The organism is Pseudomonas sp. MDV22-iso1, assembly GCF_058145095.1.
This window is the reverse complement of sequence record NZ_JBYVMF010000039.1, coordinates 1-25,354: the sequence shown is the minus strand read 5'-3', so window position 1 is coordinate 25,354 and position 25,354 is coordinate 1. Positions and strand designations below refer to the sequence as shown.

The following is a 25,354-nucleotide window of genomic DNA, read 5'->3' as shown; positions in this document are numbered from 1 at the left end:
TGCAACAGCACCTGCAAAAAGCACAGAGCTGTCGCACCCGATCGATCAAGTCGCCAAACCTGAATCGCCATTGTGGGCGACGGGGCGGACTATAAGCGTCATCGGAACGGCGGACAAGGTCAGGTCCTATCAGCAAAGAGGAAGTGGCCGACTACCCGATCATTGTCAGGTGACTTTTTTACGCCTATCTTGAATAAAACCTATACAACTAACCTAGACACGTACAACTATCGCGCTCTCGATTGACCTTTACGCATTAACTGCCGGGCGCTTTCCGCGACAGTTCGGCGACACGCCAAGCGCTCCTGTAGCTCATTGCACGGCAATAAACCTGTACGAAAGACTGAAAACCGTACAACAACATGATTCAAAACTTCACCCTCATCACCTGCGCACTCAGGGAGTAAGGCAATGACCCGATTTCTGCTGTTACTGACACTGGCACTCAGCGTCGCAAGCTGCGGCAGCGTAGACGTCGCCCATTACGCGGATCAAAAACCGGCATTGGATCTGGCGCATTTTTTCAGCCAGCCCGTCAAAGCCTGGGGGATGTTTCAGAAGCGCAGCGGTGAGGTGGCCAAGCGTTTCGAGGTCGACATCGTCAGCCGTCGTGAGGGCAACAACCTGATTCTTGACGAGCGCTTCGTGTACAGCGACGGCACTCGCCAACGCCGTGTCTGGACCCTGACGCCTGAGGGCCAGGGCCGCTGGAGCGGGCGTGCGGACGATGTGGTGGGTGTCGCCGAGGGTCAGGTCGCTGGCAACACGTTGCACTGGCGTTATCGCCTGAACCTGCCGGTCGACGACTCGACCTACGAAATGAGCATGGACGACTGGATGTACTTGATGGACGAGGACACCTTGATCAACCGCACCAGCATGTCCAAGTTCGGGGTAGAGGTCGGCCAGGTGACGTTGTTCTTTCGTCGCCAGGGCGTCGGAGCGAGCCAGTAACAGGCGGCGCTCTTCTGGACTCCACGCCTACCCGCCCTCTCCTTAGCTCCCGTTGATCCGTTTCATGCATTAATGCATGCCAACAATGCACTTATCATATCGATCACCCTGCTCCACCATTCGCCCCAATAAGAACCGTGCGCCGCGTCCAGGCGGTGCACGTCATAAAAGCGGTGGAGTACAGGTCAATGACAACATCAAACCCTTCCGGACGTTCACGCGCCGGTGCGATTTTTCGAGTGACCTCGGGCAACTTTCTCGAACAGTTCGATTTCTTCCTTTTCGGCTTTTACGCGACGCAGATTGCAGCCGTGTTCTTCCCGGCCAGCAGTGAGTTTGCCTCTCTGATGATGACCTTCGCGGTGTTTGGCGCGGGTTTCCTGATGCGTCCGTTGGGCGCGGTGATACTCGGTGCTTACATCGACGATGTGGGTCGGCGCAAAGGGTTGATCGTGACGCTGTCGATTATGGCCAGCGGCACGATTCTCATTGTGTTGGTGCCCGGGTACGAAACCATCGGGTTATTGGCACCCGCCCTCGTGCTGGTCGGTCGCTTGCTGCAAGGCTTCTCGGCCGGTGCGGAAATGGGGGGCGTCTCGGTGTACCTCGCGGAGATCGCTACTCCAGGCAACAAAGGTTTCTTCACCAGTTGGCAGTCAGCCAGCCAGCAAGTGGCGATTATTGTCGCGGCTGCGTTGGGCTACGGGTTGAACCAGTGGATGGCGCCCGCAATGATTGCCGATTGGGGCTGGCGGATTCCGTTTTTCGTCGGCTGCATGATCGTGCCGTTCATTTTTTTCCTGCGCCGTAACCTCGAAGAAACCGAGGAATTCGAAGTGCGCAAACATCGGCCAAGTATGGGCGATGTGTTCCGCACCCTCGCGCAGAATTGGGTCATCGTGTTCGCTGGAATGATGATGGTCGCCCTCACCACCACGGCTTTTTACCTGATCACGGTGTACGCGCCCACCTTCGGCAAAACCGTGCTGCACCTGAGTACGTCCGATGCGTTATTGGTGACCTTGCTGGTGGGTGTTTCGAACTTCTTCTGGTTGCCCATTGGCGGCGCGCTGTCTGACCGCATCGGTCGACGCCCGGTGCTGATCGCCATGGCGCTGTTAACCCTCGCCACGGCGTATCCAGCGCTGACTTATCTGGTCAACGCACCGAGCTTCGTCAACATGCTGTTGGTCTTGCTGTGGTTGTCGTTCATTTACGGGTTGTACAACGGCGCGATGATTGCGGCGCTCACGGAAATCATGCCGGTCGAAGTTCGGGTCGCCGGTTTCTCCCTGGCGTACAGCCTGGCTACGGCGGTGTTTGGCGGCTTCACCCCGGCGATGTCGACGTTCCTGATTCAGTACACCGGTGACAAGGCCGCACCCGGTTACTGGATGAGTTTCGCCGCGCTCTGCGCGCTGTGCGCCACGTTGTATCTCTACCGCCGCTCCACCGGCCGCCTGCAACCAGCGATGTCTTGAACCTGCCCTTTGTGAGAACACGAATGAACAAGCTATTAAATTTTGCCGCCCTCGGCCTGGTGGCCAGCCTCGGTTTGAGCACCGTCGCCCAGGCGGAAGAGATCCGCGTGATGACCTCCGGCGGTTTCACCGCGGCCTACAAAGTGCTCGGGCCGAAATTCGCCGCGTCCACCGGCAACACCCTGGACACCGCCCTTGGCCCATCAATGGGCAAGGCGCCGGAAGCTATTCCGAATCGTCTTTCTCGCGGGGAAAAAGCTGACGTAGTGATCATGGTCGGCTACGCCCTCGATGACCTGATCAAGCAAGGCAAAGTCGATCCCGCTTCACGGGTTGAACTGGCCGATTCCCGAATCGGGCTCGTCGTGCGTGAGGGCGCGACGAAGCCGGACATCAGCTCCGTTGACGGACTGAAGAAGACCTTGCTCGACGCAAAATCCGTCGCCTATTCCGACAGCGCCAGCGGCGTGTACATCGAGGAACAGTTGTTCAAGCGCCTGGGCATCGAAGACCAGCTCAAACCCAAATCCAGGATGATTCCGAAGATCCCCGTGGGTTCGGTGGTTGCCACCGGCGACTACCAACTGGGCTTCCAGCAGGTCAGCGAATTGCTGCCGGTGCCGGGCGTAAGTTTTGTGGCGAAGATTCCAGAGTCGGTGCAATCGGTAACGCGTTTCGCTGCGGGCATTCCCGTGGGCGCGCAACACCCGGCGCAAGCCAGGGCGTTGCTGGAATACCTGGCGTCTTCGGCCGCTCAACCGGATGTAAAGGCCACCGGGCTGGATTCGGTCAGTCGCTGACCTGAACTTTCATTTCCACCACCAGCCGTGCCAGTTCCAGCGCCGCCGGGGTCAACGTGCGGCCCCGGCGCTTGATCAGGCCGACACTGCGCATGACCTGCGGGTCGGTCAGCGGCACCCGCGTCAGAATCGGGTGATCCGCTGTCGGCATCGCCATCAGCGGCACCGCCGCCACCCCCAACCCCGCTTCCACCAAGCCGATCATCGTCGTCACATGCCGGGTTTCACAGATGCTCTGTCGTTGTGGCACGACGCCGGTCAGCGCCTGATCCAGCAAAAAGCGATTGCCCGAGGTCTTGTCCAGCGAGATGTAATCCTGCTGATAGAACTCATCCCAGGTGACGCTGGTTCGTCCCGCCAACGGATGATCGCGCCGACAGGCCACGACATAACCTTCCTGCACCAATGGCTCGAACTCGACCTCAGTCTCCAGCGTACCCATGAAGCTCAGACCGAAATCCGCTTCGCCATTGACCACGGCGCTGAGTACGTCGTGGGCGCTGGAGTCGAGCACTTTTACTTTGATCTTCGGGAACTGCCGGTGGTAATGGGCGATCACGCGCGGCATGAAGTAATACGCGGCCGAGGGCACGCAGGCCACCGTGACATGGCCGAGTCGGGTCGAGGCGACTTCGCTGATACCCAGCAGCGCCACGTCCAGATCGTCCAGCAAGCGCTCAACGCTGGGCATGAAGCCGCGCCCGGCCTGAGTCAAGCTGACCTTACGTGTCGTGCGTTCAAACAACCGTACGCCAAGGGCGTCTTCAAGTTTTTCGATGCGCCGGCTCAGTGCCGGCTGAGAGATACGCACGGCGTCAGCGGCCTTGCGAAAACTGCCCTGCTCGACCACGGCGCGAAAAGCTTGCAGGTCGTTAAGGTCGAAGTTTATGGCCATGGTGCGCACTCGGGATCTGACAGATTGATCAGCTTATCCTATGAATGTAACAAATTATTCCACAACGCAGGTTCCGGTGAGTTGGAGACTGTGTGCGAAATGCCCTGGCAACGATCAACGCTGGCCGTACGCCCTATTCTGGCCAGCCATAGCCATCAAAGGGCGACACCTTCTTTTCGGACGCATGACCTGCGCTTTCTGACTTACTCATTAACCTTTCTCCTATCGCAGCCGATGCCCCTTGCTTAGGGATAGGAGCAATACAGATGAGAAACAACCAACCGGTTACGCAGCGCGAGGTTGCCCTTGGGCCTCAACAGAAACTCATCTCGACAACGGATGCGCGGGGCGTCATCACGTACTGCAATGATGCCTTCGTCGAAATCAGCGGTTTCAACACGTCGGACCTGATCGGCGCGCCTCAAAACATCGTTCGTCACCCCGACGTGCCCTCCGCCGTTTTCGCTCATATGTGGGGTGCGCTCAAGCTAGGCAAGCCGTGGATGGGCATCGTCAAGAATCGCACGAAGAACGGCGACCACTACTGGGTCAACGCCTACGTCACGCCGATTTTCGCGGGGCTAGAGGTGGTGGGCTATGAATCGGTCAGGGTCAAGCCGACAGCCGAGCAGATTCGTCGCGCCGAAGCCCTCTATAAACGCATCAGCCTGGGCAAGTCAGCCGTCCCGGTCAGTGATCAATGGCAACCCGCACTGCTCGCCAGGCTACCGGTGTTGGCGATGGGCCTGGTGGGTGCATTGGGCGGCGTGTTCCTCGGCATGTCCGAGGCGATGATCCTGGCTGTAGGAGTATCGGTGCCGCTCGGGCTGTGGGTCTCGAGCCGGCAAAACCGTGGCGCGCTGCGTCTGCTGGCAATGGCTGAAGCCTCAACCTGCGACGCATTGCTGGCTAAAATGTACAGCGACGAACGTGGCCCCCAGGCACGCCTTGAAACGGCGTTTGTCAGCCAGGCTGCCCGGCTCAAGACATGCCTCACCCGATTGCAGGATACGGCTGAGCAACTGACCGGTCTGGCGGGCCGCTCCGACGGCCTCGCCACTGAAAGCTCCCGTGGGCTTGACCGTCAACGGGTCGAGACCGAGCAGGTGTCGGCCGCCGTCAATCAAATGGCCGCCACCACCCAGGAAGTCGCCAGCCACGTCCAACGCACCGCCGACGCCACTCAGGAAGCCAATGTGTTGACCGGGCGTGGACGCGAAGTGGCACGAGACACCCGAGAAGCCATTCAGCGCCTCTCGGTGGTAGTGGGTGAAACCGGGCTGACAGTCGCCCAACTGGCCAAGGACAGCAATGAAATCGGCACGGTAGTCGATGTGATCAAGGGCATTGCCGACCAGACCAACCTGCTGGCGTTAAACGCCGCCATCGAAGCCGCGCGAGCGGGCGACATGGGTCGAGGCTTTGCGGTGGTCGCCGATGAAGTGCGCCAGTTGGCGCAGCGCACAACGGAGTCCACGGCGCAAATCCATGGGCTGATTTCCAAGCTGCAGGTGTCGTCCAACAATGCGGTGAAAACCATGGAAAGCGGTCATCGCCAGGCCGAAGAAGGCGTGGCGTGGGTGCTTGAGGCAGATAAGGCATTAGTCGGGATCAGCGAAGCAGTGGCGAACATCACGGACATGACGACCCAGATTGCCGCAGCGACCGAAGAGCAAACCGCCGTGGCCGAGGAAATCAGCCGCAATATCACGACCATTGCCCATCTGGCAGACCAGACGTCTGAACAGGCCAGGCACTCGGCAGCGCTGAGCAAGGAGCTGACCCAGACCGCTAATACGCAATATTCATTGGTCGAGCGATTCAATCGATAGCCTATCGACTGCTGGCCTTCCCGAAGGCCAGTTTTGCGACATCAAACTTCCCGCTTAGCCTTTCAACGCTGCGACGGAGTCGAAGACCACAAAAAAACGGGCACCTTCAAGGTGCCCGTTTTTATTTACTCCGACGCCTGCGCCCGTAACCGTTTATCGATCACGTCCGTCCGCCAGCACCACGGTGAGGAAGTGGACGACTACCTGCGCTTCACTTTCGTCGCTCATTCAAGCGCTGCGGCGCAATTCCAATGAGTAGGCTATGGTTCAAGCGGGCGCGCGCCCTGGCGTCCGTGAATGGCAAAAACAACAAAAGGATAGGTTATGCACTCCTCCGCTATTTCTCGTCCGGCTGTGCCTGGTCGGTTGCTGCTTCTCTCGCTGGGTCTGCTCGCTGCGGGTATATCCTCGGGCGCATGGGCTGACGATTATCCCCACGCCCAGGAACCGATTGGCACCGTGGAGCAGATCTATGACGGCGCCATGCTGCCGGATCTGGCGGTCAGTACCTACCGCAACATTGACCGGCTGTTCCCTACCCACCGGATCAAGGCCGGCGATCATCCGTATGCGCTGCCGAAATCGGACAAACAATTGCCCAACGTCCGCTTCACTGTCGGGGACAAAAAGTACGACCTGTATGACTTCGTCGCACTGGACAGCATTACGGCGATGCTCGTGCTCAAGGACGGCAAGATCGTGTTCGAGACCTACCAGCGCGGCAACACCGAGAAAACCCGGTGGATGTCGATGTCGGTGGCCAAGTCCATCACCTCCACACTGGCGGCTGCCGCGATCAAAGACGGCCTTATCAAGGGCCTTGATGCGCAAGTGGTGGATTACGTTCCCGAACTCAAGGGCAGCGCTTACGAGGGCGTGACGGTGCGCGACGTGCTGATGATGTCTTCGGGCGTGAAGTGGAACGAGACCTACACCGATCCGGCATCTGATCGTCGCGCGCTCCTCAAGGCGCAGATATCGCAGAAACCGCATTCGGCCATGGCGTTGATGGCCAGTTTGCCGCGAGCGGCTGAGCCCGGCACGGTCAACAATTACAGCACCGGCGAAACGCAGGTTCTCGGCGAGATCGTTCGTGGCGCTGTGAAGATGCCACTGGCCGACTATCTGTCGCAGAAGATCTGGCAGCCGTTCGGTATGGAGAGCGATGCCCGCTGGTGGCTCGATTCACCTGACGGCGTCGAAATCGGTGGCAGCGGTATCAGCGCCACGTTGCGCGATTATGGACGCTTCGGGCTGTTTTTCATGAACGGCGGCAAGATCAATGGCGAGTCAATTCTGCCCGAGGGCTGGGTCAAGGAGGCGACCCTGCCGACCACCCTCAAAGGTGGCAAGTCACTGGACTACGGCTACATGTGGTGGACGGCGTGGACCGAGCCTTCGGTGAAAGACGGCGCTTATTCAGCGGTCGGTATCCAGGGCCAGAACATCTACGTCAACCCCGCCAATAACGTGGTGATTGTCACCTTCGGTGCCCAGCCAAAGCCGGTTGATAAAGAGCCGATCGACCCGATGGCATTCTTCGATGCCGTGGTAGCTGCGTTGAAGTAACTCTGCGCGTCGGATAACGTTAATCTCATCCGACGCGTCAAGACGATCTGCACCGGATGCAATACGTTCAGACGCCACGAGTGTGGAAGCAAAGGCAACACTGTGTCGACCCCCAACGCACACCCTCGCAGGGTTGCTTATTGGCGTTCCTCACCACACTCCTGGAAGCATTGATCATGAAAACCTTCGGAATCGAGACCCACGAAACCAACAGCGCCCAACCCCGTTCAACGCTTGGGTTCAAAACCATGGCGCTGGGTATTTATGGAGTCTATTTTGCGCTCGCCGTCATTTACTTCTGGTTCGGCGGGATGAAGTTCACGCACTACGAAGCGGTCGGGCTGGTTCCGCTGGTGAGCAACAGCCCTTTCGTGGGTTGGGTTTACAACATTTTCAGTGTCGACACCTTCTCCAATCTGCTTGGCGTCCTGGAGGTCTCGATCGGTGCGCTGATTGCAGGTCGCTTGATGTCACCGAAGCTTTCTTTGATAGGTGGCGCGCTGTCTGCCGGACTGTTTTTCACCACCTTGAGCTTCATGCTCTCGACACCCGGAGTGATCGAGCCCGGCCTGGGTTTTCCCGCTATTTCAGTCGTTCCAGGCCAGTTTTTACTCAAAGACATCGGGTTACTTGCCGCCTCGATATTTGTGGCCGGCCATTCTCTGACGGCGATAGAACGCCGTTGAGCCGATGACTGCCCCCGCAATGGCCTGAAGCAGTTCGATACTTTCAGGTCAATGCCCGATTTTCTCCGCCTGCCAAGTCTTTGATCCATTCCTGAGGACTGTAACCAGTCTTGCGTCGAAACGCGCGCGCAAGTGCCGAGGGACTTTCATAACCGACTTCGGCGGCGATCAATGTAATCGACCGGCCTTCACGAAGACGCTTCTGCGCCAGACTGATACGCCAACTCAACAGATAATCGGCGGGCGTCTGCCCGATAACCGCCCGGAAATGCACTGCGTAAGCCGCGCGAGACATGTTTGATTCGCTCGCCATTCCCGCAACTGACCAAGCAAGATGAGGTGCGTTGTGAATCTGCGAAAGAGAGCGCGACAACCTCGGGTCAGCCAGTCCAGCCATCATCCCGGTATGCAACTGGTGGTGATCAAGTAGATGTCGAAACAACAGGATGATCAGCAGTTCGAACAACCGTTCCAGCGCTGCCTCCTTGCCACAATGCGAGCCCGCCGCCTCGCGGAACATCCATTTCAGCGTATCGGCCAGCATTGGCAGTTCATCTAGAGACAGCACCAGACAGTCGGGTAATGAAGCCGACAGCGGGTTATCGACCCCACCCCCAAACTCCATAGATGCACACAACAACTGAGCGCCTTCGGACTCACCGGCAAACAGTTGATGCCGGCTGGGACGCGGCATAAAAATCAGGCTGGGCCGGGTCAGTAATAACCCTCTACCATCGGCTCTCTGTAAATCAACACTGCCCGCCTGTAGCAGGTGGATATAGCCACGTCCTTCAGCGCCGTCGTAAGACGCCAAGCCGCACTGTTTGCCGTTGAAAAACAGCTTTGCGCGCACGCCGAACTGCGACAACAAGGTAGACAAGCGATCCATGGGCAATCTCTTGGCAAGAAATACACGCCAGATCATATCACCGACGAAATGCACACCATCGTGGCTCCGATGCTGTATCAACTGTTTGCCCATCATCAATTTATCTTTGCCTGCAGCGCCTCTTCGAACCAACCTGCAGATCCTCACCTAGCGATTGCAGCTTTTCTAGCTACGCTTGCCAGCAAGAGATTGGTGCAAGTACGCCGACTCCTCAATTGTCTGGCAAGGGAGCCAACAACCATGGATAGCACTCAGGGCGTTTATCCATCAGCGACCGTTCTGGTGGTCGACGATACCCCCGACAACCTGATGTTGATCGCCGAGTTGCTGAAGGACAACTATCGGGTCAAGGCGGCCAACAGCGGCGAGAAAGCCTTGCGTCTCCTGCAGGCTGATCCACTACCCGATCTGATATTGCTGGACATCATGATGCCGGGCCTGTCCGGTTATGACGTCGCGAAGCAGCTCAAACTTGATGCACGCATTCGCCACATACCGATCATTTTCCTCACGTCCATGACGGCCACGGAGGACGAGATTCGCGGCCTGAGCCTGGGTGCTGCGGATTACATCACCAAGCCGATCATCCCCCCGGTGCTCATGGCCAGGGTCGACACTCAGATCAAGCTCAAGGCCGTTGCCGATTTCCTGCGCAATCAGAACGATTTTCTGGAGCAGGAAGTGCAACGCCGTACCCGGGAGGTGATCGCCATCCAGGATGTCACGATCCACGCCATGGCTTCGCTGGCCGAAACCCGTGACAACGAAACCGGCAACCACATTCGCCGCACCCAGCATTACATCAAACGCCTGGCTGAACTGTTGCGCGACCACCCGCGCTTCCGGCACTTCCTCGACGAAGAGACCATCAAGCTGCTTTTCAAATCGGCGCCGCTGCATGATATCGGCAAGATTGGCATTCCCGATCGCATCCTGCTCAAACCAGGAAGGCTCACCGCCGAAGAGTTCGAGATCATGAAGACCCACACCACATTGGGGCGCGACGCCATCCAGCACGCCGAGGATCAATTGGGAATAAACGTCGACTTCCTTCATTTGGCCAAGGAAATCGCCTACGGCCATCAAGAGAAATGGGATGGCAGTGGCTATCCGCAAGGCGTGGCCACCGACGACATCCCGATCAGCGCCAGGTTGATGGCCGTGGCAGATGTCTACGATGCGCTGATCAGCCGCCGCGTGTACAAGCCCGGCATGTCCCATGAGCAGGCGGTGGAAATCATCCGCGATGGCCGGGGCTCGCATTTTGATCCGGACATCTGTGACGCTTTTCTCGCCAATGCCGAGCAGTTCCGTGAAATTGCCGAGCGATTTGCCGACAGCGACCAGGACATGGCCAGGCAGTTAGCACTGCTTGAGCAAATTGCCGACCGTCCCTGAGCCCCGCGCATCACTCTGCACATCCAGCTGAAAGAGGCCGTTTATGAACAGACTGTTCGAGATGCTCGAGCGCCTGTCTTTGCGCAGTAAATTGATCATCGGCTTCGCTGCGCTGCTGATATTGATCCTGATACTGGGCGTGCAAAGCCTGCGCACCCAGTATTCGCTCAGAAATGAAATGCAGCAGTTGTATCAACAGGACCTGGTGGGTATCCAGCATGTGCAGGAGGTTCGGGTGCAGTTGCCGCATCTGTTGCTCGCCATGCAACGTGCAATCGCGACCAACAACGCGGACATCCGTATCAGCGCCAGAGCCCAGATGGATGTCGCCCAGCAGCGACTCCATGAAGCGCTGGAGCAGGTTCGTCCAACACTGCGCAGGCAGAGCAGCGTCAGCAGCCTGCTGGAATTCGAAGTGGTATTACAGCGTCTGCAAAAAGATGGCGGTGAGGCTCTGGAATTGGCGGGCAAGGGCTCACTGGGGCGGGCCTTGATGTTGCTCAACAGTAACGATTTTCTTGCGCTGGAACAGGGAGGCGACGGGCTGCTCACCCAGATCGAGAACAACAAGGAAGCCGACATCCACGATACGGCGAAGAACCTGGCTGAGTACGCAGAGCGCAGCACTACGATCACCTACATCTTGCTGCTGGGCGGTTCCACGCTAGCCTTGCTGTTGACCTGGCTGGTCAGTTATTCCATTCGCGTGCCGTTGAATCGCGTCCGCGTGGCGGTGGACGAATTGGCGTCCGGCAAGCTGGACGGTCGGATCCCTCACACCGATCTTCGCAACGAAACCGGCGACCTGGCGCGTGCCATCGCCACGCTGCAGCTGGAGGCTTGTCAGCTTGAGCGCCAGCGCTGGATCAAAAACCACACCTCACTCCTGCAAGTGGATCTGCAACAGGCGGAGACGCCGCAGCAATTGGCCCAGGCTTTTTTCAGCTACATCGCGCCGCGGTTGGGCATGTGCCAGGGAGCGCTTTACGTTCTCTATGAAGGCGCGGAACGCCTGCAACTGGTTGGCGGTTATGCGGTGGACAGTGTTCACCCTCTACCCGCTGAACTCGATCTCGGTGAAGGGTTGCTTGGCCAGTGCGCACTGGATCACCAACCCCGCCAGCTTCATGATCTTCCAGAACCGTTTTGGCATGTACGCACGCCATTGGGCACAGCCCCCGCCAGCGTCCTTTTGGTTCAGCCCGTGTTGCGTGGCGAACGCCTGCTCGGGGTTATGGAAATGGCCGGTTTTCGCCAGCTGGAAGAGAACGAAGCGCTGCTGCTGCAAGAGGTCCTGCCCAGGCTGGCCGGTGCCATGGCCATTATGGAACGCAGTGAGGCAGCCCAGGCGCTGCTCCTGGAGACTCGACGTCAGGCAGACGAAATGGGCGCGCAAACCTTGCAACTGGAACTCCAGGCCAGCGAGTTGGAGACCCAGCAGGCCGCACTGCGCGCCACCGAGGCCTGGTACCGTGGCATCATCGAGGCAGCGCCGGACGGCATGCTAGTGCTGGGAGCCGACGGCCGCATCCTGATGACCAACCCGCAAATGGACACCTTGTTTGGCTACGCACCGGGCGAGCTGATTGGCGCCAGCATTGAGCGTCTGGTACCGCAGGCTACCCGCGAGCGGCATGTCAGGTTACGCGACGGGTTCATTGCCAGCGGCGGAACCCGGCAGATGGGCGGCGATCTGGATGATCTGAGCGGCGTACGCAAAGACGGCAGCCTGTTCTCGGTGGAAATCGGCCTTTCCCACCTGCCCCGCCTGGAGGGTCGTGGGGTCTGTGTGTGCGCCTCGGTGCGCGATGTCAGTGAGCGCAGGGCGATGGAAGCCAGGCTGCGCACTGCCAGCGATCGCCTGAATCTGGCGCAGGAGTCCGGTGACATCGGTCTGTTCGATGTTGATCTGGTCAGCGGCACAAACTATTGGACACCACAGCTAGAAACACTGTTCGGGCTTGAGCCTGGCGGATTCGGCGGCACGTTGGCGCACTGGAAGGCGCTGGTGCATCCCGCGGACGTGGCACGGGTCAGCAGCACCTTCGAGAGCGCCGTTCAGAGTGACGATGATCGCGTCGAGTTCGACTTCCGCATCGTGCGTCAAAACGATGGGCAGGTGCGCACGTTCCGGTCGCTGAATCGCTTCTCACGCACCCCTGACGGTAAGCCATTGCGCGCAACCGGCATCAATATCGACGTCACCGCACTGGCTGAGGCAAGGGCTGCGGCCGAAGAGGCCACGCTGGCCAAGAGCGAGTTCCTCGCCAACATGAGCCATGAGATCCGAACACCGATGAACGCCATCATCGGCATGAGCCACCTGGCGCTGCGTACCGAACTGGATAAACGCCAGCGCAATTACATTGAAAAGGTGCACCGATCAGCTGAGAACCTGCTGGGAATCATCAACGACATCCTCGATTTTTCCAAGATCGAGGCCGGCAAAATGAGCCTCGAACAAGTGCCTTTCCGCTTGGAGGACGTACTCGACAGCTTCACCTCCATGATTGGTCTGAAGACCGAAGGCAAAGGCCTGGAGTTGTTGTTCCAGATCACGCCCGACTTGCCCACGGCGCTGCTGGGCGATCCCCTTCGGCTGGGGCAAGTGCTGATCAACCTGGGCAACAACGCAGCCAAATTCACCGAGCACGGCGAGATCGTGGTTGGTGTGGAGGAAGTGGGGGCGCACACGGACAGTGTGCAACTGCATTTCTGGGTGCGCGACACAGGCATCGGCATGACCGTCGAGCAGTGTTCACGCCTGTTTCAGTCATTCAGCCAGGCGGACAGCTCGATCACCCGCAAATACGGTGGCACCGGGTTGGGGTTGTCTATCTCGAAGAAGCTGGTGGAGCTGATGGCCGGCCGAATATGGGTTGAGAGCGAGCCAGGAGTCGGCTCGACGTTCCATTTCCAGGTACAGCTGAACGTGCAGCACGAGGTTCAGCCGCGTCGGATGTTCAAGGCCAACGAACTGCTGGGCATGCGGGTACTGGTCGTGGACGACAACGCCAGCGCCCGTGAAATCCTCTCGAGCATGGCGCGCAGCTTTGGCCTGGAAGTGGATGTCGCGCGCAGCGGTAGTCTGGCGCTGCACATGTTGGCCGACGCCGAGCACAAGTCATTGCCATACGATCTGGTCTTGATGGACTGGCGGATGCCCGGCATGGATGGCATGGAAGCCGTGAGCAGAATGCATTCCGCCAGTTTGATGCGCACTCCATCGGTCATCATGGTGACCGCTTTTGGCCGCGAAGAAGCCCGCGAAGAAGCCGAACGCCAGGGCATCCAGTTGCCGGTGGTACTGACCAAACCTGTCACGCCGTCCTCTTTACTCGAAGCCATCGGCGTAGTGCTGGGCAGAGACACGAACAGCGATACTCGGGCTGGCGAACGCTTCCAGCAGAATGCCTTTACCGTAGCCAGTCTCAATGGAGCGCGGCTGCTTCTCGTCGAAGATAACGAGCTGAATCAGGAACTGGCCAGCGAGCTGCTGGAAAGTGTCGGGATACGCTTGCGACTCGCTACGCACGGCCAGGAGGCTTTGGATATCCTCGCCGAGGATGGCGACTTCGATGGCGTGCTGATGGATTGCCAGATGCCGGTGATGGATGGCTACACGGCCACCCGGCAGATTCGCCAGCAACCGCGCTTCAGCACGCTGCCAGTGATCGCCATGACCGCTAACGCTATGGATGGTGACCGCGCGCGCGCGCTCGAATGCGGCATGAACGACCATATCTCCAAGCCACTCAATGTCGAAACCATGTTCGCCACCATGGCAAAATGGATCAAGCCACGAGCCGCTCAAGCACCGTTGAACGCAGGTTTCGTCGATGGGTTTCCAGATCGTCTTGAGGGCATTGACCTGGCTGCGGGTCTCGCCACCTGCATGGGGCGCAGGGATCTCTACTTACGTCTGCTCCGCAAGTTTCGCGATACTCAGACAGACTTTGCTGAGCAATTCCAGGCCGCACTCATCGATCCGGATCCTGGTGCCGCCAGACGGCTGGCGCACAGCTTGCGCGGCAGCGCCGGCAACATCGGCGCCAAGGCCGTGGCGCAGGCCTGCGCTTTGCTGGAACAGGCCTGCCAGGACGGCGAGCCGGCTACGGCAGTGCAAGTGCTGGCGTTGCAAGTCGACCATCTCTTGCTCCCGACCTTAGCGGCTTTGGCCTGCCTCAAGGCAGATACGCCGGCCGCCACAGATGATTACCTGCTGGACGACCCGGCAATCAGAGAGCAAATGAACAGGCTCAAAGATCTGTTGGACGAAGGTGACACGGCAGCTTTGGACGCGCTTGCAGGACTGCGCAACCTGCCACTCGAGCGGGCGTTGGCAGAACGTCTGGCACTGGTCGCGGCGCAGGTAGAACTGTTCGACTTTGATCGTGCCTTGAAGCTTCTGCAGGAGAAATGAGTGGTGTAAGGAGGTGGCTTTTCCAGCAAATCACCTCTTTGACCGTTAATGTATAGCCCGCAATGACTGCATCGTGTGCCTGCGCGCCGTTCAGGACTCAACCGGACTGGAGAACGGTGCGCAGTGGCATGCTCTCAACACTGCCTTGAACAAGGATCATGGCTCTGCTGCCTGACTGTTCAAATGTCGCCACTGCGCCACGCTGGGCGCTTATCACGACAACCATTGACGCCCAAAGTTGAAGTCTATGAATAAAATCGAATGGCCAGCCCTTAAGCTCAGGCTTAAAAAGTACTTCGCAATTATCTTCACGCTCTGCTTTGTGGGGGGGCTTATCTATGGCTACGTGCACAAACCGGAGCTTCCTCCGAAAATAGTCCACAAGCAAAACTTCATACCTGGGGAGTGGCTTTATATCGTCGAGGAGGCCAGGGACCGATCAGACCCCAAATCGCTAAAGTTCTATATGGATCACCGTGAATCGACTGACGAATCGATGAAGGTGCTCCTGGGCAAGACGCCGCCCTTCCTGGTCTCTGACACCGACTTGAAAGACGTGGTCATCCAACCCGTCGCCAACGGCCTGCACATCAAACTCAAAGGCGCGGTCAGCACTTACCGGAGCAATCTCTACCTGAAGGACGGCGACACTTACACCACCTACCGTGTAAGCCTCGAACAGGTCGAAACCCGACCGCCCTTGGCGAGCGGTCGGTAAGCTTTTTTCAGTATCGTTCCCACGCGGGGCATGGGAACGATCACTCACTCAAACCCGCACGTTACGCCCCGGCAATGACGTGCGCTGACTGTTTTCCCAGTTCTCCACCAGCCCCACCGGCACATCTGCCGCCGGCAACATATTCACCCCGCGCACCAGATCCGAAGCCCGCTCGGCGAGCATGATGGTCGGCGCATTGAGGTTGCCATTCGGTTCGGTCGGAAACACGGACGAGTCGATCACCCGCAACCCCTGGATGCCATGCACCCGCAACTCGGAATCCACCACCGCCATGTCGTCCTCGCCCATGCGGCACGAGCCACACGGATGGTAGGTGCTTTCGAGGTTGTCACGGACAAAGGCATCGAGGTCTTCGTCACTGGTCACCAGGGCTCCGGGGGCGATTTCGCCGTCGCGGAAACGGTCCATGGCTTGCTGGCCGATGATCTCCCGGGTCAGGCGAATGCAGCGGCGGAAACCTTCGCGGTCCTCTTCGCGCTCCAGGTAGTTGAAGCGGATTTCCGGATGCTCATACGGATCGGCCGAACGCACCCGTACATACCCCCGGCTTTTCGGTTTGTTCGGGCCTGTCAGCACCATGAAACCGTGGCCCTTGATCGGCTTGTTGCCGTCGTAGCGCATCGCTGCCGGCAGGAAGTGGAACTGAATGTCCGGCCAGCGCAGGCCCTTTTCGGAGCGGATGAAACCACCGGCCTCGAAGTGGTTGGTGGCGCCCAGGCCATCCTTGAACAGCAGCCAGCGCAAGCCGATCATCAGTTTGCTCAACGGGTCCATCTTGCTGTTGAGGGTCACCGGTTCCTTGCAGCCGAACTGGATGTACACCTCGGCGTGATCCTGCAGGTTCTCCCCTACCCCCGGCAGGTCATGGCGCACGCCGATCCCGGCCTTGCGCAGGACCGCGGCCGGGCCGATGCCGGAGCGTTGCAGCAAGTGCGGCGAACCGATCGGCCCTGACGAGATCAGCACTTCGCGGTTGCAATGCACCTGATGGGTCTGGCCACCGTGGTCATACAGGACCCCCACTGCGCGCTTGCCTTCGAGGATGACCTGGCGGGTCATCGCGTGGGTGATCACGGTCAGGTTCGAACGGCCCATGGCTGGACGCAAATAAGCGTTGGCCGTGGAACAGCGCACACCGTTCTTCACGGTCATGTGCATCGCCCCGAAACCTTCCTGCATGTAGCCGTTGCAGTCTTCGGTCTTGATGTAACCCGCCTCGGCCCCCGCTTCGACCCAGGCCCCGTACAGCGGGTTTTTCATGTTGTTGCCGTTGGTGGTATGCAGCGGCCCGGTCTGCCCGCGATAGCTGTCGCCGCCGGACTCGTAGCTTTCGGCACGCTTGAAGTACGGCAGGCAATTCTTGTAGCCCCAGCCCTGGGCGCCGAGGGATTCCCACTCGTCGAAATCCAGCGCGTGGCCGCGGATGTACACCAGGCCATTGATCGATGACGAACCACCCAGCACCTTGCCCCGTGGGCAGTGAATGCGCCGGCCGTTGAGGTAGGTTTCCGGCTCGGTTTCGTAGCGCCAGTTGTACTTTTTGGTGTTCATCGGAATCGAGAATGCGCTGGGCATCTGGATCACCACACTCTTGTCGCTGCCGCCGAATTCCAGGACCAGCACCGAGGTGGCCGGGTCTTCGCTCAAGCGGTTGGCCAACACACAACCTGCCGAGCCTGCGCCAATGATGATGTAGTCGTATTTTTGCGTGGTCATGATGATCTCCCGACCGTCGATTCAGTGAATACCGGCAGCGCTTGCTTGTGCGTCAGGGTGTCGCCGGTGGTGTATTGCGGGGAGTGTTTTTCGATCTGCTGGATCACCGCTTCTTCGCGTTTCAGATCAATCGAACGGCTCAGCCAGTAGTACGCCAGGCCCGAGACAATCAGCCCCACCAGCCAGGCGATGTCGATGCTGCCCAGCGCCTTGGCCAGCGGGCCTACATACACTTCGCGCTGCTCGACGCCGTCGTAGATGTAGAAGAACGGGATCATCGAGATGAAGCCGATGGCGTAGGCGGCGATACCGCGCAGGCCCCAGCTGCCGTAGATGTTGCCGTGGGGCATGAAGAAGTGCGGGATGGCGTAGCGGCCCTTGCGCACAAAGAAGTAGTCGGTGAGGTTGACCGAGGTCCAGGGCACCAGGAAGTACAGCATCACCACCAGGTAGATGCCGAGCACCGACAGGCCTTTGCCGGAACTCTGGATGCTCAGGGCCACGCCCAGTTGCAGCAGGATCACGAACGCGATGGCGAGGATCCGCGCCTTGCGGGTCGGCTCGATGTGCTTGATCGAATCGACACAGGTCAGGGTGGTCAGCTTGGCGCTGTAGATGTTCATCGCGATCACCGGCAGGAACGCCAGGATGGTCACCACCACCACCGCGGTGCCGATTAGCGGCGACACGGTGTTGCCGACTTGACCCAGGGCCACCAGCACATCGGTTGAGTGCAGGTGATCGGCCAGCCAGCCGCCGACGGAAATCATCCAGGCACCGGACAGCGAAGCGCCGAGAAACACCACGGCGATCAGCTTGCCGCTGGAGGTGTTCTTCGGCAGGTAACGCGAGTAGTCCGACACGTACGGGGCATAGGCGATGTTGTAGCTCGCCGCCGCCGCGAACTGCGCGATAAAACCGGTCCAGTTGAAGCCCAGCGGCGCCCGCGCGACCTCGCCTGGCGCCAGTGCCGGCAGCACCGCATCCGGCACCCAGCCCATCACCACCGCCAGCGTCACCAGGCCGTACAACGGCAGCGACAGGTACAACGCCCATTTGAAACTGCGATGCATCCAGTCATGGCCGAGGATGGCCAACACCGCCGCCGGTAGGGTCACCGCCACCGCGATCACGGCAGGGTTGAAACCAAACAGCGTGTGCAGGCCCTGCATCATCAGCACCAGGTTGACGATGTTGAAGCCGGCGAACACAAACAGCGTCGCCAGCAGCACCAGAATCACGCCGCGGTAACCGAACTGCGCACGGGACTGGATCATCTGCGGCAAGCCAAGGTGCGGGCCTTGCGAACCGTGAAACGCCATGAACAGCGTACCGAACATGATGCCCAGGGTGCCGGCGAGCGTGGTCCAGAGCGCGGTCAGGCCGACGCTCGGGCCGACGAAGCCGATGGTCATGGTGAAGAAGGTGAAGTTGCCGAGAAACCAGAACGGACCCTGGCTCGACAATTTGTCGGTGCGTTCGTCCTCGGGGATGAAGTCAATCGAATGCCCCTCGACGACGGATTTGTCATCGAGGGAGGACACACTCGTGGCGGACTTGGCGTTTGTGTTCATGATGGACTCTTATTGTTGGAAGATCATGACGAGATAACCGCATTCTTTCGGGTGAACGACGCCCGGGGGGCCTCCATGCCGTTCCTGATGTTCAAACGTATAAATGACGAAAACCTGTAGGAGCGAGCTTGCTCGCGATGAACTCAAGGGCGCCGCATTTATCCTGAATGCTCGCGTTATCGTTAACGTCCTTCGCGAGCGAGCTCGCTCCTACAAAGGGCAGGTGTCAGCCTGGCAACGTGATCCACACGGCCTTGGTTTCAAGCAGGTAATCAAGCTGCTCGGCGCCCAGGTCCTTGCCGAAGCCGGACTGCTTGTAGCCACCGAACGGCATCGACGGATCGAGTGTGCCGTGGGCATTGACGTAGACAGAGCCGGCCTTGAGCCGTGGAATCAGGCTGTGCACCTTGCCCAGGTCATTGGAGTACAGGGCGGCTGCCAGGCCATAGAGCGAATCATTGGCCAGGGCCAGCGCCTCTTCCTCATCATCGAACGGCGCGGTCACCAGCACCGGACCGAAGATCTCCTCCTGGACGATGCGCATGTCGTTGCGGCAGTGGGCAAAGATGGTCGGTTCGACGAAGAAACCAGGGCCATCGACGGCTTGGCCGCCGTAGACCAGTTCTGCGCCTTCGGCCTTGCCCGTCTCGATGTACTCGGTCACGCGCTGCTTTTGCAGGGCCGACACCAGTGGGCCGATGAAGCAGTCCGGGTCCAGGCCCGGGGCCATTTTCAGGGTGCGTGTGTAGGCGATAAGCTCACTCAGGAATTGCTCGTAGACGCTGCTATGAATATAGGCCCGCGTGCCGGCGTCGCATACCTGACCGGAGTTGAAAAACACCCCGTTGGCGACCGCTTGTGCCGCCGCCGGAATGTCGGCATCGGCAAACACGATGACCGGTGATTTTCCGCCGAGTTCGAGGGTCAGGCGCTTCATCTCGTCCAGCGCCGCCCGGCCAACGGTAATGCCCACCGGGGTCGAACCGGTGAAGGTCAGTTTGTCGATGCCGGGGTGGGTGGCCATGGCCGCGCCAACCACGCTGCCGCGTCCGGTGACGATGTTGATCACGCCGTCCGGAATGCCCGCTTCTTGCACCAGCTCTGCGAAACGCAGGGCCGACAGTGAGGTCAGTTCGGCGGGTTTGACCACCACGGTGCAACCGGTGGCCAGCGCCGCGCCGAGTTTCCAGGCCATGGTTTGCAGCGGGAAGTTCCACGGCACGATGGCACCGACCACACCCACCGCTTCCTTGCGGGTATAGGCCAGGTAATTGCCCGGCAGCGACGGCTCGACCGTACGCCCGTGGAGCTTGGTCGCCCAACCGGCGAAATAGCGCAGGGTATCGACGGTGCCCTGGATGTCGACGTCTTTGGCGAAGGCGACCGACTTGCCCATGTCGATCGATTCGATTTCCGCCAGTTCGGCGGCGTTCTGTTCGATCAAATCCGCCAAACGCTGGATCAGGCGTTCGCGCTGCGCCGGTTTGGCCTGGCTCCATGCGCCACCGTCGAACTGCGCACGGGCAGCTTGCACGGCGCGGTCCAGGTCAACGGTAGTGCCCATCGGAATACGGGTGATCAGGCCTTCTGTCGACGGCTCGATGACGTCGGAAGTCTGGCCGTCGCTGGCTTCGACCCAGGCACCGCCGATGAACATCTTCTGCACCTTGCTGAGGAAGGTCTGGGTGGCTTCGCTGACGCCGAATTTCTGCAGGTAACTCTTGACGATCGTGTCCATATTTATGCTCTCTGCCCGGCAGTCAGGTCCTGCCGGGACGCTGTGGTTTCGATGATCAGGCTGGCGTGGTTTCGCTGGCGGCGGCCGCCCGCACCTTGCCCCGCTCGTGGAAGATGAAACCGATACTGTTGAGCAGCAGTTGCGCCGCGAGGATCGAGGTCATGCCGGTCGGGTCGTAGACCGGTGCCACTTCCACCAGGTCCATGCCGACGATGTTGCCTTTGCTGCGTTTCGCCAGGGCCTGGATGATTTCCAGCACTTCGTAGTAGAGGAAGCCGCCGTGGCTCGGGGTGCCGGTGCCGGGGGCGATGGACGGGTCGAAACCGTCGATGTCGATGGTGATGTAGTAGTTGATGTTCTGCGGGATCAGCGCCAGCACACCCTCGACGCCGAGGCGGCGAACGTCACGTACCGAGAGGATTTTCGAGCCAGCTTCATGGGCCGCTTCGTAGTCGTCGCGGTTGGACGACGAGACGTTGCGGATGCCCATCTGGGTCATGCCGACGATGTGGTTCATTTCCGAGGCGCGACGCAGCGGGTTGCCGTGGCCGTAACGCACGCCGTGGCGCTCGTCGACGAAATCCAGGTGCGCATCGAAGTGGATGATGTGGATCGGGCCACGGCCTTCGAAGGCCTTGATCACCGGCGCGTGAACCGAGTGATCGCCGCCGAGCACCACCGGCATTACGCCGGCATCGAGGATTTTGCGCACGGCGTATTCGGTGTTCTTGTTACTGGTAACCATGTCGGTGTGGACGATATCGGCATCACCGACGTCGACCATGCGCACGTCCGAGGCGGTGAGGTACATCACGTCATCTTCGTGGTCATAGGCGCCGGCGTGGCCGAAGGAAAACAGCGTCGATGCTTCGCGAATACCGCGTGGTCCGAAGCGTGCCCCGGAGCGCCACTGGGTACCCATGTCGTTGGGCACGCCAAGCACCGCGACGTCGGCATCCAGGGCATCCCAATCGGTGCACACCGGGGATTTGCCAAAGGTGCAATGACCCACAAATGGCAGGTTCAGACGACCGGATTCATAACCGTTGTTCGACATTTCTAGCCTCTCCACTTCTTGTTATCGGCTTGGCGGAACTGCAAGGCGACCGCCGTTGAAAGAGACTATGGGCGCAGGTTTTCGTGGAAAAAATGCCAAACATCAGATACTCATATCGGCATTACCGATGCATCCACAGGCCGGAGGTCAACGTGATTCAACTGCACGATGTCGATCTGAAGTTGCTCAGGGTGTTTGCCACCATTGTCCGCTGCGGCGGCTTCTCGGCCGCCCAGGCGGCGTTGAATGCCGGGCAGTCGACCATCAGCGAACAGATGACCCATCTGGAAACGCGCCTTGGGGTCAAACTCTGCCAGCGCGGGCGCAGCGGTTTCCGCCTGACCGAGCAAGGGGTGGCGATTCACGAGGCCACCCAGCGCCTGCTGTCGGCGGTGGAAAATTTCTGCATGGACGCCGACGTGCTCAAGCAGCACATCAGCGGCAAGCTCAACCTGGGCATCATCGACACCACCATCACCGACCCGGATTCGCCCATTCCGCGCACCACCCAACGCTTCGTATCGCGCGGGCACGATGTGCACCTGAACGTGTACGTCGGCACCCCCGCCGAACTGGAGGAACGGGTGCTCGACGGCCGCTTGCACCTGGCCATCGGGCACTTTCCGATCCATGTGCCGGGCCTGCTGCAATCGCCGTTGTATCAGGAAGCACTGGGGCTGTATTGCGGGCGCCGGCATCCGCTATACGGGAGCAAGGCTGAGGGCGAGGAACTGCTCGAAGAAGTCGCGGCCGGGCGCATCGTCGTGCGCGGCTACATGCAGCAATACGACCTCGAACACCTGGGCGTGAGCAAAGCGGCCGCCACCGTGGACAACATCGAAGCCACGGCGATCCTGATCATTTCCGGCGCCTACCTGGGTTTCCTGCCGGAGCACTTCGCCGCCCAATGGGTCAAGAGTGGCGAGATGCACCAGTTGGCCCCGGAGAGTCTGCGCTTGCGATCTCCCTTCGACGTGATCACCCGGCGCGGCGTGGCACCGCCGCCGATCCTCCAGGCGTTCCTCGAGGACCTGGCGGCCAGTGCACGCAAAACGGCTAACGGATGACGTGACGCTCGCCAAATTCAAATTCGCCCCGGCATACTGATTTTCGTTTGCCAATCTTGCAGGTCCGTCATGCGCATCCACGTCACCTTCATCGACCGCGTCGGCATCACCCAGGAAGTGCTGGCCCTGCTCGGCGGGCGCAGCTTCAACCTTGATGCCGTGGAGATGGTGCCGCCGAACGTCTACATCGATGCCCCGACCCTCGGCACCGAAGTGCTGGAGGAGTTGCGCGAGGCCCTGTTCGGCGTACGCGGCGTGCAGGCGGTGACCATGGTCGACATCCTTCCGGGGCAACGTCGGCGCCTGCAACTGGATGCCCTGCTCGCCGCCAGCTCCGACCCGGTGCTGGCGGTGGATGATCGCGGTCACGTGCTGCTGGCCAATCCAGCGTTGATCGCTTTGTGCGGTCGCGAACCGGCCGGTGAATCGCTGAGCGCGCTGTTCGACGATGCCGAATTGCAACGCACCTTGATCGCCCACCATTTCCGTCTGCCGATGCATGAGGTCAGCCTCGGCGGCCACACCCTGCTGCTCGATGCCATGCCGATCACCGACGCCGGCGCCCTGCTCACCCTCTATCAACCCAACCGCATCGGCGAACGCCTGTCGGCGCTGCACCATGATCACGCCGAAGGTTTCGATGCGCTGCTCGGTGACTCACTGCCGATCCGCTCGCTCAAGGCCCGCGCGCAACGGGTGGCGGCCCTCGATGCGCCGCTGTTGATCCAGGGTGAAACCGGCACCGGCAAGGAATTGGTGGCCCGCGCCTGCCACGCGATCAGCGGGCGGCATGAGAAGCCGTTCCTGGCCCTCAACTGCGCGGCGCTGCCCGAGAGCCTGGCCGAAAGCGAGCTGTTCGGGTACGCCCCCGGCGCGTTCACCGGGGCGCAACGGGGCGGCAAGCTCGGGCTGCTGGAACTGGCCGACCAGGGCACGGTATTTCTCGACGAAGTCGGCGAAATGTCGCCGTATCTGCAAGCCAAGTTGCTGCGTTTCCTCAGCGATGGCTGCTTTCGTCGCGTCGGTGGCGATCGTGAGGTCAAGGTCAACGTGCGGATCCTCAGTGCGACCCACCGCGACCTGGAAAAAATGGTCAGCGAAGGGCACTTTCGCGAAGACCTGTTCTACCGCCTCAATGTGCTCAACCTGCAAGTACCGCCGCTGCGCGAACGTGGCCACGACATCCTGTTGATGGCCCAGCACTTCATGCAGCAGGCCTGCGCGCAGATCCAGCGCCCGGTCTGCCGCCTGGCGCCCAGCACCTTTCCCGCCCTGCTCGGCAACCGCTGGCCGGGTAACGTACGGCAATTGCAGAACGTGATCTTTCGCGCGGCGGCGATTTGCGAAAACCCGCTGGTGGACATCGACGATCTCGACATTGCGCGCACGGCGGTAGAGCGCAAGAACGATGGCGAGGTGGGCAGCCTGGAAGAGGCTGTCGAAGGGTTTGAAAGGAATTTGCTGGAACAGCTTTACCAAAGTTATCCGTCCAGCCGACTGCTCGCGGCGCGGTTGCAAACCTCCCACAGTGCGATTGCCATTCGACTGCGCAAGTACGGCATATCCAACAAATCTTGATACCTGCGCGATCCCCTGTAGGAGCTGCCGAAGGCTGCGATCTTTTGATCTTGATCTTCGGTGGCCCATGGAAACTCAAGATCAAAAGATCGCAGCCTGCGGCAGCTCCTACAAGACCGTATACAAATCGATATACCGTATCGAAATCAAGACGAGACGCTCTCAAGCTGTCTGGACCGGGCTTCAACCTCCTCCACTCGACTGCCTGTATTGATTTCAATACTCCAGACACACCTCATCTTGCATATAAAAACATTAAACCACTGATTTAAAACAACTTATTAACCTTGGCACCGCCCTTGCTATCTCTCCTCCAGCCAAGCTCGCTTCCCGACACGAGCCCGCCGAATCGTCATCCGCCACCTGTAGCGGTTGAGTCAGAACAATGAGGAGTTGATATGAGCGAATTGCGTTTTACCGTCGAACACGAATGGCTGCGCACCGAAGCTGACGGCAGCGTCACCGTGGGCATCACCGCGTTTGCGCAACAGGCGCTGGGGGATGTGGTGTTTGTTCAAGTGCCTGATTTGGGAAGCTTCAACGCCGGTGCTGAAGTGTCGGTGGTGGAATCGGTGAAAGCCGCCAGCAGCATCAGCATGCCGCTGGACGGCGAGGTGCTGGAAGTGAATTCGGTGTTGGACAACAGTCCGGATCTGGTCAACGAAGATCCGCTGGGCGAAGGCTGGTTCTTCCGTTTCAAACCCGCTGACGCTGCCGCTGTCGGCCAACTGCTGGATCAGACCGCCTACGACCGTCTGATCCAAGACCAGACCGACGCGTGAGGGCTGCCCATGACCACTTTCCTCGACACCCATAACGAATTCATCGCCCGCCACATCGGCCCGCGTTCCGGCGATGAGCAGGCCATGCTCAACAGCCTCGGCTTTGATTCCCTGGAAGCCCTGAGCGCCAGCGTCATTCCGGAAAGCATCAAAGGCACCAGCGTCCTGGGCATGGA

The 25,354-nt window shown here is 59.7% G+C and carries 19 protein-coding genes; 13 read left to right on the top strand and 6 right to left on the bottom strand.

What is annotated here, in order from left to right; translation table 11 throughout:
* Positions 1–411 precede the first annotated feature (411 nt).
* From AC3ZVB_RS27585 to AC3ZVB_RS27575, 3 genes are all read left to right on the top strand, one after another.
* The gene (locus AC3ZVB_RS27585) at positions 412–954 is read left to right on the top strand and encodes a DUF3833 domain-containing protein (RefSeq protein WP_490148312.1); all 543 of its coding nucleotides are present in this window, start codon (positions 412–414) and stop codon (positions 952–954) included.
* Between the two features lie 188 nt (positions 955–1,142).
* The gene (locus AC3ZVB_RS27580; RefSeq protein WP_490148311.1) at positions 1,143–2,435 is read left to right on the top strand and encodes an MFS transporter; all 1,293 of its coding nucleotides are present in this window, start codon (positions 1,143–1,145) and stop codon (positions 2,433–2,435) included.
* Between the two features lie 23 nt (positions 2,436–2,458).
* Entirely contained in the window at positions 2,459–3,235 is a 777-nt protein-coding gene (locus AC3ZVB_RS27575) for a substrate-binding domain-containing protein (protein ID WP_490148310.1), read from the top strand.
* On the opposite strand, the gene AC3ZVB_RS27570 is transcribed toward AC3ZVB_RS27575, so the two are convergent.
* A complete protein-coding gene (locus AC3ZVB_RS27570) occupies positions 3,225–4,130 on the bottom strand; it encodes a LysR family transcriptional regulator (RefSeq protein ID WP_490148309.1) in 906 nt (301 codons plus the stop codon). The two genes, AC3ZVB_RS27575 and AC3ZVB_RS27570, sit on opposite strands and share 11 nt — an antisense overlap.
* Before the next feature lie 266 nt (positions 4,131–4,396).
* On the opposite strand from AC3ZVB_RS27570, the gene AC3ZVB_RS27565 reads away from it, so the two are divergent.
* The 3 genes from AC3ZVB_RS27565 to AC3ZVB_RS27555 all read left to right on the top strand — a co-directional run bounded on the left by AC3ZVB_RS27565 (position 4,397) and on the right by AC3ZVB_RS27555 (position 8,217).
* Complete coding sequence (locus AC3ZVB_RS27565) at positions 4,397–5,962, top strand: methyl-accepting chemotaxis protein (RefSeq protein WP_490148308.1); 1,566 nt, start codon at positions 4,397–4,399, stop codon at positions 5,960–5,962.
* Positions 5,963–6,286: 324 nt separating this feature from the next.
* Positions 6,287–7,531: a serine hydrolase domain-containing protein gene (locus AC3ZVB_RS27560; RefSeq protein ID WP_490148307.1), complete on the top strand. Its 1,245-nt coding sequence runs from the start codon at positions 6,287–6,289 to the stop codon at positions 7,529–7,531.
* A gap of 176 nt (positions 7,532–7,707) precedes the next feature.
* A complete protein-coding gene (locus AC3ZVB_RS27555) occupies positions 7,708–8,217 on the top strand; it encodes a YkgB family protein (RefSeq protein ID WP_490148306.1) in 510 nt (169 codons plus the stop codon).
* 43 nt (positions 8,218–8,260) lie between these two features.
* Here AC3ZVB_RS27555 and AC3ZVB_RS27550 read toward each other — a convergent pair whose 3' ends face one another.
* Positions 8,261–9,106, bottom strand: a complete 846-nt coding sequence (locus AC3ZVB_RS27550) for a helix-turn-helix transcriptional regulator (protein WP_490148324.1) — start codon at positions 9,104–9,106, stop codon at positions 8,261–8,263.
* 240 nt (positions 9,107–9,346) lie between these two features.
* Here AC3ZVB_RS27550 and AC3ZVB_RS27545 point away from each other — a divergent pair, with 240 nt between their 5' ends.
* The 3 genes from AC3ZVB_RS27545 to AC3ZVB_RS27535 all read left to right on the top strand — a co-directional run bounded on the left by AC3ZVB_RS27545 (position 9,347) and on the right by AC3ZVB_RS27535 (position 15,645).
* Positions 9,347–10,504 (top strand): response regulator, encoded by a 1,158-nt coding sequence (locus AC3ZVB_RS27545; protein WP_490148305.1) that lies wholly within the window; start codon positions 9,347–9,349, stop codon positions 10,502–10,504.
* Between the two features lie 43 nt (positions 10,505–10,547).
* Positions 10,548–14,927 (top strand): response regulator, encoded by a 4,380-nt coding sequence (locus tag AC3ZVB_RS27540; protein ID WP_490148304.1) that lies wholly within the window; start codon positions 10,548–10,550, stop codon positions 14,925–14,927.
* Between the two features lie 247 nt (positions 14,928–15,174).
* The gene (locus AC3ZVB_RS27535) at positions 15,175–15,645 is read left to right on the top strand and encodes a hypothetical protein (RefSeq protein WP_490148303.1); all 471 of its coding nucleotides are present in this window, start codon (positions 15,175–15,177) and stop codon (positions 15,643–15,645) included.
* A gap of 48 nt (positions 15,646–15,693) precedes the next feature.
* Here AC3ZVB_RS27535 and betA read toward each other — a convergent pair whose 3' ends face one another.
* The 4 genes from betA to speB form a co-directional block, all read right to left on the bottom strand.
* Positions 15,694–17,382 carry a choline dehydrogenase gene (gene betA, locus AC3ZVB_RS27530; RefSeq protein ID WP_490148302.1) on the bottom strand — a complete coding sequence of 563 codons (1,689 nt, stop codon included), beginning with the start codon at positions 17,380–17,382 and terminating at the stop codon, positions 15,694–15,696.
* A complete protein-coding gene (locus AC3ZVB_RS27525) occupies positions 17,379–18,956 on the bottom strand; it encodes a purine-cytosine permease family protein (protein WP_194693629.1) in 1,578 nt (525 codons plus the stop codon). Before AC3ZVB_RS27525 ends, betA begins: the two co-directional genes overlap by 4 nt.
* A gap of 226 nt (positions 18,957–19,182) precedes the next feature.
* Positions 19,183–20,694 (bottom strand): aldehyde dehydrogenase family protein, encoded by a 1,512-nt coding sequence (locus AC3ZVB_RS27520; protein WP_490148301.1) that lies wholly within the window; start codon positions 20,692–20,694, stop codon positions 19,183–19,185.
* Between the two features lie 55 nt (positions 20,695–20,749).
* A complete protein-coding gene (gene speB / locus AC3ZVB_RS27515; protein ID WP_428270604.1) occupies positions 20,750–21,751 on the bottom strand; it encodes an agmatinase in 1,002 nt (333 codons plus the stop codon).
* 152 nt (positions 21,752–21,903) lie between these two features.
* On the opposite strand from speB, the gene AC3ZVB_RS27510 reads away from it, so the two are divergent.
* From AC3ZVB_RS27510 to AC3ZVB_RS27495, 4 genes are all read left to right on the top strand, one after another.
* A complete protein-coding gene (locus AC3ZVB_RS27510) occupies positions 21,904–22,818 on the top strand; it encodes a LysR family transcriptional regulator (RefSeq protein WP_162441160.1) in 915 nt (304 codons plus the stop codon).
* Between the two features lie 69 nt (positions 22,819–22,887).
* Positions 22,888–24,396, top strand: a complete 1,509-nt coding sequence (locus tag AC3ZVB_RS27505; RefSeq protein ID WP_490148300.1) for a sigma-54-dependent transcriptional regulator — start codon at positions 22,888–22,890, stop codon at positions 24,394–24,396.
* 398 nt (positions 24,397–24,794) lie between these two features.
* Entirely contained in the window at positions 24,795–25,178 is a 384-nt protein-coding gene (gene gcvH / locus AC3ZVB_RS27500) for a glycine cleavage system protein GcvH (RefSeq protein ID WP_490148299.1), read from the top strand.
* 9 nt (positions 25,179–25,187) lie between these two features.
* On the top strand, positions 25,188–25,354 hold a 167-nt coding region (locus tag AC3ZVB_RS27495; RefSeq protein ID WP_490148323.1), incomplete at its 3' end, for a hypothetical protein.

Coding starts and splice junctions, on each gene's coding strand:
- AC3ZVB_RS27565 (WP_490148308.1), top strand. CDS start 4,397: ATGAGAAACAACCAACCGGTTACGCAGCGCGAGGTTGCCCTTGGGCCT.
- AC3ZVB_RS27505 (WP_490148300.1), top strand. CDS start 22,888: ATGCGCATCCACGTCACCTTCATCGACCGCGTCGGCATCACCCAGGAA.
- AC3ZVB_RS27525 (WP_194693629.1), bottom strand. CDS start 18,956: ATGAACACAAACGCCAAGTCCGCCACGAGTGTGTCCTCCCTCGATGAC.
- gcvH (WP_490148299.1), top strand. CDS start 24,795: ATGAGCGAATTGCGTTTTACCGTCGAACACGAATGGCTGCGCACCGAA.
- AC3ZVB_RS27535 (WP_490148303.1), top strand. CDS start 15,175: ATGAATAAAATCGAATGGCCAGCCCTTAAGCTCAGGCTTAAAAAGTAC.
- speB (WP_428270604.1), bottom strand. CDS start 21,751: ATGTCGAACAACGGTTATGAATCCGGTCGTCTGAACCTGCCATTTGTG.
- AC3ZVB_RS27575 (WP_490148310.1), top strand. CDS start 2,459: ATGAACAAGCTATTAAATTTTGCCGCCCTCGGCCTGGTGGCCAGCCTC.
- AC3ZVB_RS27585 (WP_490148312.1), top strand. CDS start 412: ATGACCCGATTTCTGCTGTTACTGACACTGGCACTCAGCGTCGCAAGC.
- AC3ZVB_RS27570 (WP_490148309.1), bottom strand. CDS start 4,130: ATGGCCATAAACTTCGACCTTAACGACCTGCAAGCTTTTCGCGCCGTG.
- betA (WP_490148302.1), bottom strand. CDS start 17,382: ATGACCACGCAAAAATACGACTACATCATCATTGGCGCAGGCTCGGCA.
- AC3ZVB_RS27520 (WP_490148301.1), bottom strand. CDS start 20,694: ATGGACACGATCGTCAAGAGTTACCTGCAGAAATTCGGCGTCAGCGAA.
- AC3ZVB_RS27545 (WP_490148305.1), top strand. CDS start 9,347: ATGGATAGCACTCAGGGCGTTTATCCATCAGCGACCGTTCTGGTGGTC.
- AC3ZVB_RS27580 (WP_490148311.1), top strand. CDS start 1,143: ATGACAACATCAAACCCTTCCGGACGTTCACGCGCCGGTGCGATTTTT.
- AC3ZVB_RS27560 (WP_490148307.1), top strand. CDS start 6,287: ATGCACTCCTCCGCTATTTCTCGTCCGGCTGTGCCTGGTCGGTTGCTG.
- AC3ZVB_RS27550 (WP_490148324.1), bottom strand. CDS start 9,106: ATGGATCGCTTGTCTACCTTGTTGTCGCAGTTCGGCGTGCGCGCAAAG.
- AC3ZVB_RS27555 (WP_490148306.1), top strand. CDS start 7,708: ATGAAAACCTTCGGAATCGAGACCCACGAAACCAACAGCGCCCAACCC.
- AC3ZVB_RS27540 (WP_490148304.1), top strand. CDS start 10,548: ATGAACAGACTGTTCGAGATGCTCGAGCGCCTGTCTTTGCGCAGTAAA.